Source organism: Streptomyces beigongshangae, from assembly GCF_019710745.1.
GTDB lineage: Bacteria > Actinomycetota > Actinomycetes > Streptomycetales > Streptomycetaceae > Streptomyces > Streptomyces beigongshangae.
In genome coordinates this window covers 250,762-269,992 of record NZ_JAHKJW010000003.1, presented here as the reverse complement: position 1 = coordinate 269,992, position 19,231 = coordinate 250,762, and the positions used below count along the sequence as shown (strand labels likewise).

The following is a 19,231-nucleotide window of genomic DNA, read 5'->3' as shown; positions in this document are numbered from 1 at the left end:
CAGGTGCCGGTCCTGAACAGCAGTATGAAAGCAGTCCCGTGCGAACGGCAGGCTGCCCTCGACTTCGCACGCCGCCGACACCGGCGGCTTCTGGAAGGAACTCCCGAACGTGAAGCTTCAGCGCAAGAACCGGCTGCGCGGCCTTTCCCTCGGTGCTCTCGCCGTCTCCGGCGCCCTGGCGCTGACGGCGTGCGGCTCCGACGACACCGGCGGCAACAGCGGGAGCGACGGCGGTCCGACCGCGGCCAACAGCTCCATCAAGTGTGACGACGCCAAGGGCCAGCTGCTGGCCAACGGCTCTTCCGCGCAGAAGAACGCGATCGACGCGTGGGTCAAGGAATTCGCGACCGCCTGCAAGGGCGTGCAGATCAACTACAAGTCCGAGGGTTCGGGCGCCGGCGTCACCGCGTTCACCCAGGGTCAGGTCGCCTTCGCCGGTTCCGACTCCGCGCTGAAGCCCGAGGAGATCGAGGCCTCCAAGAAGGTCTGCAAGGACGGTCAGGGCATCGACCTGCCGATGGTCGGCGGCCCGATCGCGGTCGGCTACAACGTCCCGGGTGTCGAGGGCCTCGTCCTGGACGCGAAGACCCTCGCCCTGATCTTCGACAGCAAGATCAGCAACTGGAACGACGCGGCGATCAAGAAGCTGAACCCGGACGCTAAGCTGCCCGACCTCAAGATCCAGGCGTTCCACCGCTCGGACGAGTCCGGCACCACGGACAACTTCACCAAGTACCTGATCGCCGCCGCGCCCGACCAGTGGAAGTACGAGGGCGGCAAGGCGTGGCAGGCCGACGGCGGTCAGTCCGCGGCCGGCTCCTCCGGTGTCGCCCAGCAGGTCAAGCAGACCTCCGGCGCCATCAGCTACATGGAGCTGTCGTACGCCAAGGACGGCATCACCTCGGTGAAGCTCGACACGGGTGCGGCCGAGCCGGTCGAGGCCACCGTCGAGAACGCCACCACGGCCATCGCGGACGCCAAGGTCGTCGGCACGGGCCCGGACCTCGCGCTGGAGCTGAACCGCGCGACCAAGGCCGAGGGCGCCTACCCGATCACCCTGGTCACGTACGAGATCGTCTGCGACAAGGGCAACAAGGCGGAGACCCTGCCCGCCACCAAGGCGTTCCTCACCTACATCGCCAGCGAGGAGGGCCAGAAGATCCTGGCCGAGAACGACTACGCCCCGATCCCCGAAGAGATCATCGCCAAGGTCCGTACGACCGTCGCGAGCCTGAGCTGACCTGAGCGCGCGGTACGGCCCCCGGCCCCGGGGGCCCTGCCGCGCGCCGTCCGGTGCACCGCCGCCTGGAGCCGCGCACAGCGCGCGGCTCCGCAGACCGGAGAACCTCATGGACATATCCACAAAGAAGTCCGACGCGCCCCCCTCATCCCCCCTGCCCGCCGATCTCTCCGCGGCCGAACAGAAGCGTGCGGCCCGCGGGGCCACGCGGCCCGGCGACCGGGTCTTCCTCGGCCTGTCCCGCGGGTCGGGCATCTTCCTGCTCGTGATCATGGCCGCCATCGCGGTCTTCCTCACGTACCGCTCCGTGATCGCGATCAGCAAGAACGAGAGCAACTTCCTCACCACCTTCGAGTGGAACCCGACCGCCGCCGAGCCGAGCTTCGGCATCGCGGTCCTGGCCTACGGCACCGTCGTCTCGTCGATCATCGCGATGGTCATCGCGGTCCCGATCGCGGTCGGCATCGCCCTGTTCATCACGCACTACGCCCCGCGCAGGCTGGGCGGCGCCATCTCCTTCGTGATCGACCTGCTCGCCGCCGTGCCGTCCATCGTGTACGGCCTGTGGGGCGCCCTGGTCCTCGCGCCGCACCTGGTCGGTCTCTACGGCTGGCTGGACGACTACTTCGGCTGGACCGGCATCCTGGAGTGGCAGGGCGGCGCACCGCGCTCGCTGTTCACCGTGGGCATCCTGCTCGCGATCATGATTCTGCCGATCATCACCAGCGTGAGCCGCGAGGTCTTCCGCCAGGCCCCGCAGATGCACCAGGAGGCCGCGCTGGCCCTCGGTGCCACGCGCTGGGAGGTCATCCGGATGTCGGTGATTCCCTTCGGCCGCTCCGGCGTCATCTCCGCCTCGATGCTCGGCCTCGGGCGCGCGCTCGGCGAGACCATGGCCGTGGCCACGGTCCTCTCCCCGAACTTCAAGATCGAGGCCAGCCTGCTCGACCCGAACGGCGGCACCTTCGCCCAGAACATCGCCAGCAAGTTCAGCGAGGCCAGCGAGATGGGCCGGGACGCGCTCATCGCCTCCGGCCTGGTGCTGTTCATCATCACCTTGCTGGTCAACGGCGCGGCCCGCGCGATCATCGCCCGCCGCGCGGAGTACTCGGGGGCCAACGCATGAGCCAGACCGTCAACGTCGAGCGTCCCAGCACCCTGCAGGGCGCGCGACTGCCCAAGTGGGCCCCGCTGGCCGTCGCCGCGGGCTCGATCGCCCTCGGCCTCGGCATCAGCGCCGCGGCCGGGCTGGACAGCAGCATCCAGTGGGCCCTGCTGGCCGCGATCTTCTTCGTGCTCGCTTCGTACGGCATCGCCGCACGCGTCGAGGGCCGCCGGCAGGCCAAGGACCGGGTGGCCACCAGCCTGGTCTGGGTCGCGTTCCTCCTCGCCGTCATCCCGCTGGTCTCGCTCATGTGGGAGACCGTCGAGCGCGGTGTGAAGGTCCTCGACGGCTACTTCCTCAGCCACTCGATGGGCCTGGTCACCGACACCGAGCCCGGCGGCGGTATCTACCACGCGATCCTCGGCACCCTGGAGCAGGTCGGCATCGCCACGCTGATCTCCGTGCCGATCGGCATCCTGACCGCGATCTACCTCGTGGAGTACGGGCGCGGCAGGCTGGCCCAGGCCGTCACCTTCTTCGTCGACGTCATGACGGGCATCCCGTCGATCGTCGCGGGTCTGTTCGTCCTCAGCTTCTGGATCCTCATCCTGGACATGGGCCCCTCCGGGTTCGCCGGCGCGATGGCCCTGACCATCCTGATGCTGCCGGTGATCGTCCGCTCCACCGAGGAGATGCTCAAGCTCGTCCCGAACGAGCTGCGCGAGGCGTCGCTGGCGCTGGGCGTGCCGAAGTGGCGCACGATCATGAAGGTGGTCCTGCCGACCTCCATCGGCGGCATCACGACCGGTGTGATGCTCGCGATCGCCCGCATCACGGGTGAGACCGCCCCGGTGCTGCTGCTGGTGTGGGGTTCGACCTTCATCAACACGGACCCGTTCGACGGCCCGCAGGCATCGCTCCCGATGTACATCTACCAGCAGTACGCGAACAGCGGCGGCTCCGGTGCGGCGTACGACCGGGCCTGGGCGGCGGCGCTCACGCTCATCGCGTTCGTGATGATCCTGAACCTGGCGGCCCGCGGCATAGCCCGCTGGAAGGCCCCCAAGACCGGTCGCTGACGCGGCCAGACAGCGACCAGCAGTCCTTCTCGAAAGAAGCAGTGATCTCCATGGCCAAGCGAATCGACATCAGCGGTCTCAGCGCCTACTACAGCTCGTTCCGAGCCATCGAGGACATCTCGATGGCCATCGAACCCCGTTCCGTGACGGCCTTCATCGGCCCCTCCGGCTGCGGCAAGTCCACCTTCCTGCGCACCCTCAACCGGATGCACGAGGTGACACCGGGCGGCCGTGTCGAGGGCAAGGTCATGCTCGGCGACGAGAACCTGTACGGCGCCGGGGTCGACCCGGTGGCGGTGCGGCGCGAGGTCGGCATGGTCTTCCAGCGGCCGAACCCCTTCCCCACGATGTCGGTCTACGACAACGTGGCGGCGGGCCTGCGCCTCAACGGCAGCTACAAGAAGTCCGAGCTGGACGGCATCGTCGAGAAGTCGCTCAAGGGCGCGAACCTCTGGAACGAGGTCAAGGACCGCCTGAACAAGCCGGGTTCCGGTCTGTCCGGTGGCCAGCAGCAGCGTCTGTGCATCGCCCGGGCCATCGCGGTGGAGCCGAACGTCCTGCTCATGGACGAGCCCTGCTCGGCGCTCGACCCCATCTCGACGCTGGCCATCGAGGACCTGATCTCCGAGCTGAAGGAGCGCTTCACGATCGTCATCGTGACGCACAACATGCAGCAGGCGGCGCGTGTCTCCGACCGCACGGCCTTCTTCAACCTGTCGGCCGTCGGCCAGCCCGGCAAGCTCATCGAGATAGACGACACGGAGCGGATCTTCTCGAACCCGTCCGTGCAGGCCACCGAGGACTACATCTCGGGGCGCTTCGGCTGAGCCGACCCGTTCCGCAGGTCTTCGGGACCCCTCGCGGTGCTGCATGGCGGTGCCACCGCGGGGACCAATAGGGCCCGCCTCCCGGATTCGGGGGGCGGGCCCGTTGGCTTTTCCCGTTCCCGTTCCCGTCCCTGTCCGGCTACCGGGGGCAGCGTCCGGCTTCCGTGGATCAGGGGTGGCGGGGGCGGTGGGAGCGGCGGGGGCGGGTGGGGCGGGGAGCCCTACAGGAACGCCAGGTTCACGGCGTAGAAGCTGGCCGCGGCCACCAGGCCCGCGGCCGGCATCGTGATGAACCAGCCGAGGATGATGTTCTTGGCGACGCCCCAGCGCACCGCGTTCACCCGCTTCGTCGCCCCGACCCCCATGATCGCGGAGGTGATGACGTGCGTCGTGGAGATCGGCGCGTGGAAGATGAACGCGGTCGTGAACATGATCGACGCACCGGTCGTCTCCGCGGCGAACCCCTGCGGGGGATCCAGTTCGATGATCTTGCGCCCCAGTGTCCGCATGATGCGCCAGCCGCCCGCGTACGTACCCAGCGAGAGCATTATCGCGCACGCGACCTTGACCCAGACCGGAATCGGATCGCCCGCCTCCTCGACGTCCGCGATGACCAGGGCCATCACCACGATGCCCATCGTCTTCTGGGCGTCCTGCAGACCGTGGCCGAGCGCCATGCCGGCCGCTGACACGGTCTGCGCGATCCGGAAACCGCGCTTGGCCTTGTGCGGGTTGGAGCGGCGGAAGAGCCACATGATCGCGCACATCACCAGATAGCCCGCCACCAGGCCGACGACCGGGGAGATGAACATCGGGACGACGACCTTCTCCAGGACGCCGGACCAGATGACATCGATGCCGCCCGCGAGCGCGGCGCCGACCATGCCGCCGAACAGCGCGTGCGAGGAGGAGGACGGCAGGCCGAAGTACCAGGTGACGAGGTTCCACACGATGGCACCGACCAGCGCGGCGAACAGGATCCACATCCCCCTGTTGCCGTGCGGTGTCGCGATCAGGCCCTCGCTGACGGTCTTGGCGACGCCGCTGCCCAGGAAGGCGCCGGCGAGGTTCATCACGGCGGCCATCGCGAGTGCCGCACGCGGCGTCAGCGCACGCGTGGACACGGAGGTGGCGATGGCGTTGGCGGAGTCGTGGAAGCCGTTGGTGTAGGTGAATCCGAGCGCGACACCGATGGTCACGATCAAGGCGAAGGTGTCCATGAAGGGGTCAGGACTCCTTGACCGCGATGGTCTCCACCGTGTTGGCCACGTGCTCGAACGCGTCGGCGGCCTCTTCGAGGACGTCCACGATCTGCTTGAGCTTCAGCACCTCGATGGCCTCGTACTTGCCGTTGAAGAGCATGGCCAGCAGCTTGCGGTGGATCTGGTCGGCCTGGTTCTCCAGTCGGTTGACCTCGATCCAGTACTCGGTGAGGTTGTCCATCGTGCGCAGGTTCGGCATCGCCTCGGCGGTGAGCTCCGCGGCCCGTGCCAGCACCTCGATCTGCTGCTCGACGCCCTTCGGCAGGTCCTCCACGTTGTAGAGGACGACCAGGTCGACGGCCTCCTCCATGAAGTCCATGATGTCGTCGAGGGACGAGGCGAGGTTGTAGATGTCCTCGCGGTCGAAGGGCGTGATGAACGAGGAGTTCAGCTGGTGGAAGATCGCGTGTGTGGCGTCGTCACCGGCGTGTTCCGCGGCCCGCATGCGCTCTGCGATCTCGGCTCGGTCGGACGAGTCCGCCCCGAGCAGTTCCATCAGGAGCTTCGAGCCCGTGACGATGTTGTCCGCGGAGGCGGCGAACATGTCGTAGAAGCTCGTCTCCCTGGGGGTCAGACGAAATCGCACGTGGGGTCCTCGGATTGCTTCGGTGTCGGTCAGGCTGATGCTAGGCGCATCATCCGGCCACGGCTAACGGCCGCCCACCAGTGTCGCCCATCGGGCACAGTGATCAGCACGGGGTCCCGCAAGGCCTCGGCCAGTGCTCTATACCCGGCAGAGTTCGTTACGATATACCCGGTAGGGGTATCAGTCAGCAGGAGGACGCGATGACGACCACCGAGGCCGGCGCGACGGCGCCCTCCGGGAGGACCGCGGGGGCCGGTGCCGAGGAGGTCGTGACCGACCACGACCGCGGGATCCACGGCTACCACCAGCAGAAGGACGAGCACCTCAAGCGGCTGCGGCGGATCGAGGGGCAGGTCCGCGGTCTGCAGCGCATGGTCGACGAGGACGTCTACTGCATCGACATACTCACGCAGGTCTCCGCCTCCACGAAGGCCCTGCAGTCGTTCGCCCTCCAGCTGCTGGAGGAGCACCTGCGCCACTGCGTCGCCGACGCGGCGGTCAAGGGCGGCGCCGAGATCGACGCCAAGGTGGCGGAGGCGACGAAGGCGATCGCGCGGCTGCTGCGCACGTGACCCCGCGGGAGCGCGACCGCGCGTGGCCCCGCGGTCGCACGTGTCACGGCCCCGCCCCCCTCGCGGGGCGCGGGGCCGTCACCTTCCGGCGCTGTCACCTTCCGACGGCGCCGTCTTCCGGCGTCGTCACCTTCCGGCGGTGCCGCCGTGTTCCTCGATGAAGCGTTCCTCCGCCGCCCTGAGCACCTCGTCGATACGGTCGGGGCTGAGCCGGTCCTCACGGGCGGTCGAGGCCGCGATGATCAGGTCGCCGCACAGCTCGATCTCGGCGAGGGCCACGTGGTCCTGAACTGCCGTACCGCGCGCCGGAGCCACGTGCATCACCTCTTCCTGCCGTCACCGACTTCCTAGAGTAGGGAGCGGGGCACGGACGGCGCATGGCACCAACGGACCATTTCCGGCCCGTGCATTCAGGCCTCTCACGGTCCCGCCCACGGCGTCCGCCGCCCGGCCACTCCGTCATTCCTCCGTCACCCCTTCGCCGTTCCTCCGCATCCCCTCCCCCGTCCTGTGGACCGTCCCGCCGGCTGTTCCCTCTTCCCTGTCCGGTCGCCCGCCCGGTCATTCGGCGATCCGGCCGGCGAAGATGTCCTCCGCGACCGGCAGGCGTACGTCGGCCTCGGCGCCGAAGTCGTACAGCAGGGTCGTGGAGGACACCGCGACCGTGTCCTTCCGCTGCCCGTTCACGAAGCTGAACCGGTGGCGGACCTTGCGGATGCGCCCCTGGTCGTCGAGGTAGACGTCGAAGGGGACCGTCGCCGTGGCGAAGCCCTCCGCCGCCGCCCGCAGCGCCGCCCGGTTGCCCGCGGAGGCGTCGCGCGCGGCCGCCACGAGGTCGGCGGTCCCCCGGTAGTGGCGTACGGCCGTGCCCGCGACCGACGTCCGCCCCAGGTACGTCGCCCTCCGCGCGCCGCGCAGCAGTTCGGCGGCGGCGAACGGGTCGGTCGCGCCGCCCGTGACCAGGTTGCCGTCGGAGAGCGTGGCCGTGTCGACGCGCACCCACTTGTCGGCGGGTACGCCCGCGCCGCGGTTCTTCATGTAGAGGGCGCCCGGTGCGAGGAGTTCGGTGATGGGGCGGTGCTCGCCGACGCCGGCCGGGTCCTGCGGGAGGAAGACCTTCAGACGGCCCGCCCGGCCCGCGAAGTCGTAGACGCCCTCGCCGCGGATGGTCACGCGGGTGCCGCCGGTGGCCATCTCCATCGACGTACGCGCCTTCGAGGTGCCGGCGCGGACCAGCTTCCCGGCGGCTCCGTGCAGTACCCGGACCGGGTCCTCGGCGGCCCGGGCGTCGTCGGAGGCGGCCCCGCTGCCCGAGCAGCCGGCGGCGCAGAGCAGCAGCCCCGTCGCCGCGGCGGCCAGGGCGACCGTCCCCTCCCTGCGTGTTCGCTGCCGCTCCACCATCGCCTGCTACCCCCAGCCGGGACGTTCTTGGGCGGGCCTCGTGTCGTTCGGCTTAACGACGGCTGGGGGGTGTTGTCACGCCGGTACGCGGCTTGGGGAAGCGTTTACCCTGCGTCGGTACCGTGGGAGCCGTGCCACAGCAGGAAGAGATCACTCCCGCGGAACACCGGACGACGACGGTCGAGCAGGGTCGTTTCTGCCTGGCCCGGTGCACCTGCGGCTGGAAGGGCCCGGCCCGCCGGGCCAGGAGCCGGGCGCGGACGGACGCCGAGACCCACGCGGCGGAGGGCGCCGGATGAAGGGGGCGCCGCCGTGAGGTGGGGGACGCGGGGAACCGCGCGCCGCGCTACACGTGCCGCAGGACGGCCACCAGCTCGTCGACGAGTTCCCTGTCCCGAGCCTGTGTGAGCCGCTCCCGGGCCTCCGCCGGCGGCAGCCACACCACGCGGTCCACCTCGCGGTTGGGGACGAAGCGACCCCCCGTCGCCTCGGCGGCCCAGTAGCTGACCCGCTTGGGCCGCCCGTTGGCCAGGTAGTGGAGCGTGGTCAGACGGGGGCCGGGGGCACACCGGTGCCCGGTCTCCTCCCCGACCTCGCGCACCGCTCCCGCCAGCGCGTCCTCGCCGCGCTTCAGCTTGCCCTTCGGATGCGACCAGTCGTCGTACTTCGGCCGGTGGACCAGGCAGATGCCCAGCTCGCCGCCGGCCGGTGAGCGGCGCCACAGTACGCAGCCCGCCGCGAGGACGGGGTCCTCGTCCCACTCGTGCACTGGGCCTCCCATCGCGAGTACCGGACTCCGTGGGTCACGGAGTGCCGACCGTCTCCCTCGTCCAGGCGCGCTGAAACATGAACCGGGCCGCTTCCACCTCGTGCCGCTGGTCGGCGTGGAGCACCCCCAGCGCGTACGCCGTCGCCGGGGCGATCCGCGGGGTACGGGCCGCCGAGGCCGCCGCCGCGGCCGCCTCCGCCGCGTCGCGGTGCCGGTCCAGGGCCTGGCCGGCGTTCAGGATGCGTACGTCCACGAGGTCCTCGTCGCCGTACAGCACCTCGCGCGCGTAGCGGTGCAGGCGCAGCAGGAGGCGTACCTGGTGCCAGGGGGCGTCCTGGGGCTGCGGTGCCGTGTCGGTGGAGAGGCCGTGGACGAGGGCCTCCGAGTTGTAGGGGTGGCCGGCGGTGATCAGGGGGAGCCCGGTGACGGCGTCGCGGAGGCGTTCCTCGGCGGCGGCGGCCAGCGGTCGCAGTCCCGGTCCCGGGGGTGGCCCCGTGGCGGTCGTGGTCGCCGTCGCCGTCGCGGCGGCGGACAGCGGGACCTCGCTGGCGAGCACGGCGACGTTGTCGGCGACGGCGTGGAAGCGGCTGGAGCCCAGGGCCTGGAGCGCGGCCGAGTGGGCGCGGGTCCGGGCGAGGGTCAGCTGGCGCTCCAGGAGGGCGCCCGCCTTGGCCGCGCCCACGGTCAGGGGGGCCTTCGCGGTCCGTACCTCCGCCCGCGTCCCCGCCTCCGCCCGCGGCTCCGTCCGTGCCTCGGAGGTGGCCTGGGCCGGGAACACCGCCGGAGCCGAGCCCGACAGCCGGTGCAGGGCCGCCAGCAGCCGCTCCAGCCGGGCCTCGTACGCGTGTTCACGGGCCAGGGTCCCCGACAGCCAGGCCAGCTCGGGGCGCATGCCCTCCGACCAGCCCTCGTCGAGCAGGGGCCGGAAGGTGTGCAGGGTGCCGCTGATGCGGCGGGCCGAGCGGCGCAGGGCGCGCGCCGCGTCCGCGGCCTCCTTCGAGCCGTTCGCCGCCGCCGCGCCACCGGCCTCGCGGTGCTGGCGCAGCGCGCGGAGGAACTCCGTGGCCTGGGCGCGGAGGTAGGCCGCGAGGGCGTCCCCGGCCACGGGACCGGCCGTCGGGTCCGTCGGGTCAAGGTGTTGCTGTGCCACGCCGGCGCCTCCGGGCGTCTATGAGCATCTCCTGGACGTTGCGCAGGGGGCGGCCTTCGGCGTCGGTCGCGTGCCGGGTCCATTCGCCGTCGGGGCCCAGGTGCCAGGAGGAGGTCGTGTCGGACATACCGGTCTCGAACAGCCGGTTGAGGGCTGACCGGTGGGCCGGGTCGGTGATCCTGACCAGTGCTTCGATACGCCGGTCGAGGTTGCGGTGCATCATGTCGGCGCTGCCTATCCACACCTCGGGTTCGCCGCCGTTGCCGAAGCCGAAGACCCGGGAGTGTTCGAGGAAGCGGCCGAGGACGGACCGTACCCGGATGTTCTCGGACAGGCCCGCCACCCCCGGCCGCACCGCGCAGATCCCGCGCACCCACACGTCGACGGGCACGCCCGCCTGGGAGGCACGGTAGAGGGAGTCGATGAGTGCCTCGTCGACCATCGAGTTGACCTTGATGCGGACGTACGCGGGACGTCCGGCACGGTGGTGCTGGACCTCCTTGTTGATCCGCGCTATCAGTCCGTCGCGCAGGGACTTGGGCGCGACGAGGAGACGGCGGTACGTCTCGCGGCGGGAGTAGCCGGAGAGCCGGTTGAAGAGGTCGGAGAGGTCCGCGCCGACCTGCGGGTCGGCGGTCAGGAGCCCCAGGTCCTCGTACAGGCGGGCGGTCTTCGGGTGGTAGTTGCCCGTGCCGACGTGGCAGTAGCGGCGCAGGGTCTCGCCCTCCTGGCGCACCACCAGCGACAGCTTGCAGTGGGTCTTGAGGCCGACGAGACCGTAGACCACGTGGCAGCCCGCCTCCTCCAGCTTGCGGGCCCACTTGATGTTGGCCTGCTCGTCGAAGCGCGCCTTGATCTCGACGAGGACGAGGACCTGCTTGCCGGCCTCGGCGGCCTCGATGAGGGCGTCGACGATGGGGGAGTCGCCCGAGGTGCGGTACAGCGTCTGCTTGATGGCCAGCACGTCCGGGTCCGCCGCCGCCTGCTCCAGGAACGCCTGGACGGAGGTGGAGAAGCTGTCGTACGGGTGGTGCAGCAGGACGTCGCGCTCGCGCAGGGCCGCGAAGATGTCGGGCGCGGACGCCGACTCGACCTCCGCGAGGTCGCGGTGGGTGCCCGCGATGAACTTCGTGTACTTCAGCTCGGGCCGGTCGAGCGCGCCGATGCCGAAGAGGCCCGTGAGGTCCAGGGGACCCGGCAGCGGGTACACCTCGGCCTCGGAGATCTTCAGTTCCCGCACCAGCAGGTCGAGCACGTACCGGTCGATGGACTCCTCGACCTCCAGGCGCACCGGCGGTCCGAGGCGGCGGCGCATGAGCTCCTTCTCCAGGGCCTGGAGCAGGTTCTCGGCGTCGTCCTCCTCGACCTCCAGGTCCTCGTTCCGGGTGACGCGGAACGCGTGGTGCTCCAGGACCTCCATGCCCGGGAACAGCTCCTCCAGGTGGGCCGCGATGACGTCCTCGATGGGGACGAAGCGGCTCGGGGACGCCTCCAGGAAGCGGGAGAGCAGCGGCGGAACCTTCACCCGGGCGAAGTGGCGGTGGCCGGAGACCGGGTTGCGCACGACGACCGCGAGGTTCAGGGACAGGCCCGAGATGTACGGGAAGGGGTGCGCCGGGTCGACCGCGAGGGGGGTCAGGACCGGGAAGATCTGGTGGCGGAAGAGCGTGAAGAGGCGGGCCTGCTCCTTCTCGGACAGCTCGCTCCAGCGGACGAGGTGGATGCCCTCCTCGGCGAGCTGGGGCGCCACGTCCTCCTGGTAGCAGGCGGCGTGCCGGGCCATGAGCTCGCGCGAGCGGGCCCAGATCATCTCCAGCACCTCGCGGGGCTGGAGGCCCGAGGCGGAGCGGGTGGCCACGCCGGTGGCGATGCGGCGCTTCAGGCCCGCCACCCGGACCATGAAGAACTCGTCCAGGTTGCTGGCGAAGATCGCCAGGAACTTCGCCCGTTCGAGGAGGGGCGTGTTCGGGTCCTCGGCGAGCTCCAGGACCCGCTCGTTGAACGCCAGCCAACTGCGTTCCCGGTCGAGGAAACGGCCCTGCGGGAGCTGGATGCCGTCCTGCACCGTGTCCTCGTACGTGTCGAGGTCGGCGTCGAGGTCGGGCTCCAGGTCGGAGACGTTCGCCGCCACGGTGTGCGGGCGGTGCGCGGCTATGGAGCCGACGGACGGCTGCGGGTGCTGTACCTGTGCCTGGGCATGGGGCTGGCTCATGAACCCATTCTTCCGCGCCGGGCCGGAAACAGGCGCGTCGGAGAGAGCGGGCGGGAGTGCCGCGCGCGGATGCGGGCTGCCGTTCTCCCTCGTGGGGGAGGGCTCACGCTCCGGCGGAGGCGAGGACTCGGGCGGGGCGGGGTTCATTGCCCGAGGGTCGCAAGCCTGTCTGAATCACTGGTTACGGAGACATGACGTACGGGATATCTGGGGGAGGCTCCCGGGCGTCCACCTGCGGGGTCCGTGCGTCTCTGTCCCTGAAAAGGGGCGTACACCCGCTTGCGCCTGCTCACAGGTGCTCGCGGGTGCTCGCGGGCCCGGGGGTCCCCTCACCGGCTGAAGTTCATGAGGCTCAGCAGCAGGTGGGCCGATTCCGGGTGGCGGATGTCCGAGTGGGCGCCCGAGATGAGGTTCCAGGGGCTGCCGACGTAGCACCGGCTCGCGTCCACCTCGACGAGGCGGTGGGCCAGGTCGGCGTCGTCGTACGCCTCGTCCGGTTTCCGCAGGCACAGCTCGGCAGGGGGCGGATCCGCGCCCCGCAGTCCTACGGTCCCGATACCCCCGGTGCGTTCCGCCAGCCGGTGCCACACCCCCGTGGCGCGGTCCCTCCGGGACCTCGTCAGGGTGACCGGGCCGCTGATCGGTGCCGCGGTGAGCAGGCGGTGGAAGACACCCGACGGGCTGAAGGAGTCGGGGCGGGCCGCCATCTGGAAGACGAGGAGGTTGTCGACCGAGTAGGGGTAGCGGGGATCGACGTGCACCGGCCCCGCCGTGCCGGTGCCCTCCAGCGCGCTCTCCTGGACCGCCTGGCAGAGCAGGCGGCCGCCGAAGGAGTGCCCCACACAGGTGAGGTACTGCCCTCCGGCGGTGCCGGCCGTCGCGCCGGCCGGCACCGCCCGCTCCTCGTTGAGGTAACCGAGCAGCGCCGCGATCACATGGGCCGCGTACCCCTCCGTGGTGAGGGAGTGCGCACGGTCCCTGATCCGCCGGTAGCCGTGCAGCAGGGGGGCGCTCCGTGCGGGCCAGCACAGCACCAGGTAGAGGCGGCTGTCCGTGGCGGGCGGAAGCCGCGGATAGCGGTGCGGTTGCCGTGCGAGCAGTGTCTCGGCGTCCGTGAACAGGGCGTTCGCGGTCTGTCGGGCCCGCCGTACCGAGGTGTTCCACCCGTGGACGAACAGCACGATGTCGGTGATCTCGGGGGTGACGGGGACGGTGCGCGCGAGCACGGACCTCATGCGGTGCACGGGCACCCGCTCACCCGAGCGCGGGTGCAGCAGATCGCCGCGACGGCCGAGCCGGAGGGTCCGGAGGGTCACGACGTCCGGGATCACTGGTGTCTGCCGTGCGTCATCGGGCATTGTTCCTCCCGGCACAGGTGCGTTTCGAGGTTGCGGTGCACGCAGTACAGGAGAGCCAGCGGATTGCCCCGTTCGTCGAGGAACTCCCTGGCCATCTCCTGCACGAGGGTCCCCACGTCGACCCCGCCCTCCGGGCCGTCGTCGAGGAAGCCGTCGAAGAACCGCTTTCCGTAGTCGCCGAGGAAGCGGACGGGCACCTCCGTCTCGGGGGCGGCCAGGGCGCTGAACCAGCCGATGCCCTTCAGCCCGTCCACGAAACCGCGCCCTTTGCGCTGGGTGGGCCGGCCGCCGCGGCAGGTGTTGAGCAGCGCCATCTTGGGGGTGCTCGGGCCCGTGCCCCAGGAGGCGGCCTCGCGGAAGCCCAGTTGCTGCGCGTTCTCGCGGTACCGGTTGAGGTACAGCAGGGGGCCGTCCTCGTCGGAGTAGTCGCAGTGGCAGGAGAGATAGAGGAAGTGCAGGTCGGCGGGGGCGTCCCGCAGCAGTTCCTCGACGCGTTCGTGCGACTCGTACTCCTCCAGGACGGCTCGCCCGTGGAGGGCGGACCGCACGGGGGCGAACGTGGAACCCTCGGCGAGGTCCTCGTCGAGCGTGTGGTCGACGATGGCGGCCACCCGGGGCCGTCCGTCCGGACGGACGGGTATCTGCACCGGCACGTTGTCGTTGTCCCAGGTCCGTACCTCGATCTGGTGCCGGTAGCCGAGGAACCAGTGCTTGTCCGGCTTCTCGGATTCCGGCGGCGGCACGCACAGCAGGGGCCAGGGGGCGAAGAAGTTCCGGGGCCGTACGGTGATGCGGTACCCGGGGTCCGTGCCGCTCGGGTGGCCGGGATCGGGTCGCACGGGCCGGCACAGCAGGCCGTGGAGCTCCTTGCGCAGTGCAGCCATCGGACTGCCCGCGCCGCGGTCCGCGAAGAGCATGTCGAAGGTGTCGCGGCCCGCGCGGGCCAGGGCGGGCAGCATGTCCTGCCAGGGGTCGAAGCGGGTGCGGGTGAGATCGACCTCGTGGAAGAAGGGCTGCCAGGTCGCCCTGTCGTCCTTGGGGGTGCGCCGGCGCCGCTTGTGGATCTGCGTCTCCCACTCCTTGCGCAGACGGTGCATGGCGGCGCTCAGCTCCTTCGCGCCGGATGCCTGGGCCCAGCAGCTGTTCCCGTTGGGCAGCCGCGATCCCTTGAGCATCAGCTCGTACACGCCTTCGGTGCCGGGGAAGACGGTGATCCACAGCTCGATGTCGCGTTCGCGTGCCCGGGCGAGGTGCCCGCTCCGCATGCCGCCCGTGTTGTCCGACCTCACCACCGGGCGCGTACGAACCCGGTCGGGAGGGCGTTTGCCCGGTCCTCCTCCGGCTGTCACGGCTCGCTGACCTCTATCCGGTAGTCGATGTCCTGCAGCACCGTGCCGCTGTGCTCGGCGAGCAGGACGAAGCGCACGTCCTGCGTCCCCGAGTGGGGCGGGGTCAGCGCCACGTCGACCGTCAGGGGCCACTGGCTGCCCACGGGCGGCAGCAGCTGCTCGTGGGGACGGGCGTCCGCCCGCGGGGACATGGTGAGGAGGGACAGGCGGCCGCGGTCCTTCAAGTCGCGCAGCGCCGTCTCCAGCTCACGGTCCAGGTGCACGCCCAGCCGCAGCCGGCACGGATGGCCCTTCACCACGTCGGGCCGCGGGTCGTGCGGTGCCTCCTCCCTCGGCGCGTCGGGGCCGGGGTCGTGCCCGACCACGTTGACGTCGATGAAGCACTGCGACTCCGTGACCGGGTCGGGAAGGTGCGCCGCCTCCTCCTGCTGTCCCAGGGCCTGCTGGACCATCTGCACATCCCTTTCCGAGCCGAGCTGCCGGAATTCCTCCCGCACCTCGGTGAGCTGGGCGAGCCGTAGGGCCGGCTCCGGTTCGTCGGACACGGCCCTCTCGTAGGCCACCCAGGCCGTTCCGTAGCGGTCGCCGATGTCCTTGAACAGCGCCTCCGCCTCGGCCAGTTCGGCGCGGCGGCGGGCTGTCTCCGTCGGGCGGTCGTGACAGCGTGCGTACTCGAAGCGCGTCCAGGCCAGGGCCCTGCGGTCCGCGCAGAAGTACTGCATGTTGAGGGGACCGGCGGCCTCCTCGCCGTCGGGACGCCCGGTGAGCGCGTCGATGGCGTCGCGCAGCTGCCGTTCCGCCTCGGTGCGTTCGCCCCGGGCGAGCTGCGCGCGGGCGGCCACGAGGCGGACCGCGGCGAGCCCGGCGAGGTCTCCCGTCTGCCGGAAGCCCTTCGCGGCGGCGTCGAGCAGCCGCTCGGCGTCATCGGCGTTCCCGTCGCCCGTGTCCGTGTCCGTGTCCGTGTCGGCGTCGGCGTCGGTGTCGGCGTCTGTGGCCGGCTCCTTGAGACGGCAGGAAGCGAGCACCTGCTGCGCCCACGACCGTCCGCGCACACTGCCGTGGCGCCGGTGCAGCCGCAGGCTCTCGGTGAGGGCGGTGGCCGCTTCCTCGAAGCCGCCGACCTCGGCGTAGAGGGCGCCGAGGCTGTGCAGCACCCAGGCCAGACGGTTGCCCGCCTCCGGCTCGCCGAGCCGCTCGCGGGCCGCCAGCAGGTCCCTGGACCGCCGCAGGTAGCGCATCGCCGGGACGAAGTCGCCCATGCAGTGCTGAGTCACGCCGATGTGCCGGAGCGCCCACGCCTCGCCCACCACGTCGCCGTCGGCGATGAACATCGCCCGTACGTCCATGAGCTGCCGGCAGGACTCCTGGAGCTGGCCGTCCCGGCGGGCGATGACACCGATGGCCAGGCCGATGACGCAGCGGATCCGGTTCAGGAGACCGCTGCCGCCGTCCCCGGCCCCCCGCCCCGCGTGGTCCACCACGTCGACCAGCATCGCCAGCGTGATCGAGTCCCCGGTGGTGACGCAGAACGAGCAGAGGGCCCTGACGACGTCGAGCGTGATGCCGGGATCGCTGCGCTCGGCGTGCTGCAGGGCACGGAGGATGGCGCCCTTCTCCTCCTCCAGCCACAGCCGGGCGACCTCCGGGCCCGAGAAGGGCGACGGCGGCAGGACGTCCTGTCCGTCGAGCAGCGGCTGGGCGGGGAGGGTGAGCCGGTGGTAGGCCGCCAGCAGGCACATCGCCGCCTCACGGCTCTCCATCTCCTCGTGGTCGGACGAGACGGACAGCCGGGCGGCGGCGAACCTGCGGACGGCCGAGGGTATGCGGAAGCGGTCGCCCCGCTGCGCTTCGAGGAAGTGCAGCCGTACCAGCTCGTGCAGGAGTCCGGTGACGTGCTCGACCGTCCGGGAGTCGGGGGCGTCGTCCCGGCGCCGGCTCAGCAGCGCCGCGGCCGTGTGGGCGTTGACCGTGCTCGTGGCGGGCAGCGACAGCACCTGGAGCAGTTCCTGCTGGCCGGGCCTGAGCAGGTCGTCGTACGCCCACCGCAGAACCGTGTCCACCGGCAGGTTGTCCGGCCCCCGGGTCCGTGCGGGCGACAGGTTGCGTACGGCCTCGTTCCCGCGCTCGGCCAGTTCGCGCAGGAACTCCTCAGGGCCGCGGTGACGGCGTTGGGCGTAGAGGGAGGCGGCCAGCCTGATGGCGAGCGGCCGCCGGTGGCAGGCGTCGACGACGGCTTCGACCTGCTCGTCGGACGGCAGGGGCCGCGCGGTGCCCACCGCGGCCCGGAATACCTGCGCGCACTCCGCGAGGCCGGGGCCGGTCACGGGGATGTTGACGATCTGGTGGGGCTCGACGCCCAGGGTCTCGGTGCAGGGCAGCCTGCTGGTCGCGATCACCAGGGCGTCGGGACCCGAGGGCAGCAGGGTCCTGACCTGGTGCCAGTGCGTGACGTCGTCGAGGAGCAGAACCGTTCTGACGCGTTCGGAGACGCGCGCGTAGTTCTCGCTGAGGTGGTCGGCGTCGGTCTCGATGGGCAGGACGGCCCGTGCGCCGAGCATGCGCAGGAGTTCGCGGTACTCGTTGGCGGGTCCCTCGGGTGTGCGCCCGGGGCGCAACTCCAGGACGGTGGCGCCCTGTTCCCGGTGCAGCCGGTCGGCGGCCAGGTCGGCACGGGTGAACTTGCCTATGCCCGGAGGGCCGTGCAGCACGATGACCGCCGGGCCTCCGCCGTCGAGTTCACGGGCCGTCCGCAGGATGCGGTCGAGGACCCGGTCGGCCGCTCCCACATCGCCCGCCGTGGACCGTCTCCGGGGCGGCTGCTGAGGGGGAGCGGCCCAGGCCCGCTGTCCGTACGACTGTAATCGTGCGCATACCTCCGGCCGGGTACGTGCCACGGCGTCCCCCGTTCCTCCGGTCGGCGATCTTCCGGTCAGTGGCCCGACCGCCGCGGAGGCCGGGCCCTGCAGGCCAGGTATACCCGCGCCCGCCGACCCGTGCCACACGAAGTACTTGGTGGATTGCCATGGTTTCGCAACTGTTCGTCACGTACGCACAACACGTCCGATCGAGTCCGTCGGTGCGCAGTGGTGGTCACCCCGGACCGGTGCGTTCCGTCCTCGGCCGCGGACCGGAGCGCCGGAGGCGGACCGCTGCCCGCCTCCGCTCAGGAGACTCCGTCCGGTGCCTCCAGGGTTCCGTCCGGTGCCTTCAGGACTCCGTCCGGTACATCAGGTCCGTCTCGTGCGTGACGAAACCGAGCCGTTCGTACACGGCGACCGCGGCCGGGTTGTCGGCGTCGACGTACAGCATCGCGACCGGCAGCCCCGAACCCGCCAGATGCCGCAGGCCGATGGTGGTGAGGGCCTTCCCCAGCCCGCCGCCCTGTGCGCCGGGCCGTACCCCGACGACGTACACCTCGCCGAGTCCTTCGGCCGCGTGGACCTTCGTCCAGTGGAAACCGACCAGCTCGTTGCCCCGGAAGGCGAGGAAGAAACCGGCCGGATCGAACCACGACTCGGCCTTGCGGTCGTCGAGGTCCCGCTGTCCGAGCATCCCCTGCTCGGGATGGTGCGCGAAGGCGGCGGCGTTCGCGGCGAGCCAGGCGGCGTCGTCCTCGCCGGGCACGAAGGTGCGTACGCGCACGCCGTCGGGAAGCCGCGGCTCGGGCAGGTCGAGGTCGGTCAGGGGCCGCCGCATCTGCCGCAGTTCGCGGAAGAGTGCCAGGCCGAGGACCTGGGCGAGGTGACGGGCCGCCGGGTGTCCGCCGTGGGCCCACACCCGCAGCCGCTTGCCGGACTCGGCGAGGAGCGCGTTGCCCAGTGCCCGCCCGTGTCCGTGACCGCGGTGCGCCGGGTGCACGACCAGTTCGGCGGCCGGCGCCTCGACGGGATCGGTGTCCTCCAGCTGCGCGTACCCGACGAGCAGGTCCTGGACGCTCAGCAGCAGATGCCGTACCCCGTCCCGTGCCGCTCCGCGCAGCCGCAGCCGGCCCTGCTCGGACACCGCCTGCTGTCCGTCGGCCCGGGCGGCCTCCGCGAGGAGCGCGAGCACGGCCTCGGCCCGGTCGGGGCTCAGCGTGGCGAGGAGGTCGAGGGAGCGGGGTGTAGGGGTGCCGTTCTGGCCGAGCGCGGCCGAGAGCTTGCGGGCAGCCGGTGCGGTGTCGTCGCTGGTCATGGATATGAGGGTACGGCGTGTCCGGTTCATGGCGAAGTGGCCTTGCAGGCGGAGTGCGCGGGGGTGTGCGGGGATGTGCATCCGGTGCGTGACTTGTCCGTTTCACGGTGGAACACACCCGGCGGCAACCGGTCCGTAACCAGGGACC

Annotated in this window: 17 protein-coding genes; 6 read left to right on the top strand and 11 right to left on the bottom strand. The window is 71.0% G+C overall.

Annotated elements, in window-relative coordinates:
* Positions 1-109: 109 nt before the first annotated feature.
* From pstS to pstB, 4 genes are all read left to right on the top strand, one after another.
* Positions 110-1,240: a phosphate ABC transporter substrate-binding protein PstS gene (pstS, locus tag KM933_RS03930; protein ID WP_221348344.1), complete on the top strand. Its 1,131-nt coding sequence runs from the start codon at positions 110-112 to the stop codon at positions 1,238-1,240.
* A gap of 109 nt (positions 1,241-1,349) precedes the next feature.
* Positions 1,350-2,366: a phosphate ABC transporter permease subunit PstC gene (gene pstC, locus KM933_RS03925; protein ID WP_221348343.1), complete on the top strand. Its 1,017-nt coding sequence runs from the start codon at positions 1,350-1,352 to the stop codon at positions 2,364-2,366.
* Positions 2,363-3,424, top strand: a complete 1,062-nt coding sequence (gene pstA / locus KM933_RS03920) for a phosphate ABC transporter permease PstA (protein ID WP_221348342.1) — start codon at positions 2,363-2,365, stop codon at positions 3,422-3,424. Before pstC ends, pstA begins: the two co-directional genes overlap by 4 nt.
* Positions 3,425-3,474: 50 nt before the next feature.
* Positions 3,475-4,251, top strand: a complete 777-nt coding sequence (gene pstB, locus KM933_RS03915) for a phosphate ABC transporter ATP-binding protein PstB (RefSeq protein ID WP_221348341.1) — start codon at positions 3,475-3,477, stop codon at positions 4,249-4,251.
* A 221-nt stretch (positions 4,252-4,472) separates the two neighbouring features.
* Here pstB and KM933_RS03910 read toward each other — a convergent pair whose 3' ends face one another.
* Both KM933_RS03910 and KM933_RS03905 read right to left on the bottom strand, forming a co-directional pair.
* A complete protein-coding gene (locus tag KM933_RS03910; RefSeq protein ID WP_221348340.1) occupies positions 4,473-5,471 on the bottom strand; it encodes an inorganic phosphate transporter in 999 nt (332 codons plus the stop codon).
* A 7-nt stretch (positions 5,472-5,478) separates the two neighbouring features.
* Positions 5,479-6,099 carry a DUF47 domain-containing protein gene (locus tag KM933_RS03905; protein WP_221348339.1) on the bottom strand — a complete coding sequence of 207 codons (621 nt, stop codon included), beginning with the start codon at positions 6,097-6,099 and terminating at the stop codon, positions 5,479-5,481.
* A 200-nt stretch (positions 6,100-6,299) separates the two neighbouring features.
* Between KM933_RS03905 and KM933_RS03900 the strand changes: the two genes are divergently transcribed.
* Complete coding sequence (locus KM933_RS03900) at positions 6,300-6,671, top strand: metal-sensitive transcriptional regulator (RefSeq protein ID WP_221348338.1); 372 nt, start codon at positions 6,300-6,302, stop codon at positions 6,669-6,671.
* A 126-nt stretch (positions 6,672-6,797) separates the two neighbouring features.
* Here KM933_RS03900 and KM933_RS03895 read toward each other — a convergent pair whose 3' ends face one another.
* Both KM933_RS03895 and KM933_RS03890 read right to left on the bottom strand, forming a co-directional pair.
* The gene (locus KM933_RS03895) at positions 6,798-6,992 is read right to left on the bottom strand and encodes a hypothetical protein (RefSeq protein WP_221348337.1); all 195 of its coding nucleotides are present in this window, start codon (positions 6,990-6,992) and stop codon (positions 6,798-6,800) included.
* Between the two features lie 240 nt (positions 6,993-7,232).
* On the bottom strand, positions 7,233-8,072 hold the full coding sequence (locus KM933_RS03890) for an SCO4651 family lipoprotein (RefSeq protein ID WP_221348336.1): 840 nt from the start codon (positions 8,070-8,072) through the stop codon (positions 7,233-7,235).
* 131 nt (positions 8,073-8,203) lie between these two features.
* Between KM933_RS03890 and KM933_RS03885 the strand changes: the two genes are divergently transcribed.
* Positions 8,204-8,371 (top strand): hypothetical protein, encoded by a 168-nt coding sequence (locus tag KM933_RS03885; RefSeq protein WP_221348335.1) that lies wholly within the window; start codon positions 8,204-8,206, stop codon positions 8,369-8,371.
* A gap of 47 nt (positions 8,372-8,418) precedes the next feature.
* On the opposite strand, the gene KM933_RS03880 is transcribed toward KM933_RS03885, so the two are convergent.
* From KM933_RS03880 to mshD, 7 genes are all read right to left on the bottom strand, one after another.
* Entirely contained in the window at positions 8,419-8,853 is a 435-nt protein-coding gene (locus KM933_RS03880; protein WP_221348334.1) for an NUDIX hydrolase, read from the bottom strand.
* 22 nt (positions 8,854-8,875) lie between these two features.
* A complete protein-coding gene (locus KM933_RS03875; RefSeq protein ID WP_221348333.1) occupies positions 8,876-9,991 on the bottom strand; it encodes a CHAD domain-containing protein in 1,116 nt (371 codons plus the stop codon).
* On the bottom strand, positions 9,972-12,203 hold the full coding sequence (locus KM933_RS03870) for an RNA degradosome polyphosphate kinase (protein WP_221348332.1): 2,232 nt from the start codon (positions 12,201-12,203) through the stop codon (positions 9,972-9,974). Before KM933_RS03870 ends, KM933_RS03875 begins: the two co-directional genes overlap by 20 nt.
* Positions 12,204-12,532: 329 nt before the next feature.
* Positions 12,533-13,519, bottom strand: coding sequence for an alpha/beta hydrolase (locus tag KM933_RS03865; protein WP_221348331.1), 987 nt, complete (start codon positions 13,517-13,519; stop codon positions 12,533-12,535).
* 11 nt (positions 13,520-13,530) lie between these two features.
* On the bottom strand, positions 13,531-14,850 hold the full coding sequence (locus KM933_RS03860; protein WP_221348330.1) for a hypothetical protein: 1,320 nt from the start codon (positions 14,848-14,850) through the stop codon (positions 13,531-13,533).
* Positions 14,851-14,906: 56 nt separating this feature from the next.
* Complete coding sequence (locus KM933_RS03855) at positions 14,907-17,696, bottom strand: tetratricopeptide repeat protein (RefSeq protein WP_221348329.1); 2,790 nt, start codon at positions 17,694-17,696, stop codon at positions 14,907-14,909.
* 421 nt (positions 17,697-18,117) lie between these two features.
* Positions 18,118-19,083, bottom strand: a complete 966-nt coding sequence (mshD, locus tag KM933_RS03850) for a mycothiol synthase (protein WP_221348328.1) — start codon at positions 19,081-19,083, stop codon at positions 18,118-18,120.
* Positions 19,084-19,231 lie beyond the last annotated feature (148 nt).

Bases quoted from the DNA above. Each gene is read 5' to 3' on its own strand.
- pstC (WP_221348343.1), top strand. From the start codon at position 1,350: ATGGACATATCCACAAAGAAGTCCGACGCGCCCCCCTCATCCCCCCTG.
- pstA (WP_221348342.1), top strand. From the start codon at position 2,363: ATGAGCCAGACCGTCAACGTCGAGCGTCCCAGCACCCTGCAGGGCGCG.
- pstB (WP_221348341.1), top strand. From the start codon at position 3,475: ATGGCCAAGCGAATCGACATCAGCGGTCTCAGCGCCTACTACAGCTCG.
- KM933_RS03910 (WP_221348340.1), bottom strand. From the start codon at position 5,471: ATGGACACCTTCGCCTTGATCGTGACCATCGGTGTCGCGCTCGGATTC.
- KM933_RS03900 (WP_221348338.1), top strand. From the start codon at position 6,300: ATGACGACCACCGAGGCCGGCGCGACGGCGCCCTCCGGGAGGACCGCG.
- KM933_RS03895 (WP_221348337.1), bottom strand. From the start codon at position 6,992: ATGCACGTGGCTCCGGCGCGCGGTACGGCAGTTCAGGACCACGTGGCC.
- KM933_RS03890 (WP_221348336.1), bottom strand. From the start codon at position 8,072: ATGGTGGAGCGGCAGCGAACACGCAGGGAGGGGACGGTCGCCCTGGCC.
- KM933_RS03880 (WP_221348334.1), bottom strand. From the start codon at position 8,853: ATGGGAGGCCCAGTGCACGAGTGGGACGAGGACCCCGTCCTCGCGGCG.
- KM933_RS03870 (WP_221348332.1), bottom strand. From the start codon at position 12,203: ATGAGCCAGCCCCATGCCCAGGCACAGGTACAGCACCCGCAGCCGTCC.
- mshD (WP_221348328.1), bottom strand. From the start codon at position 19,083: ATGACCAGCGACGACACCGCACCGGCTGCCCGCAAGCTCTCGGCCGCG.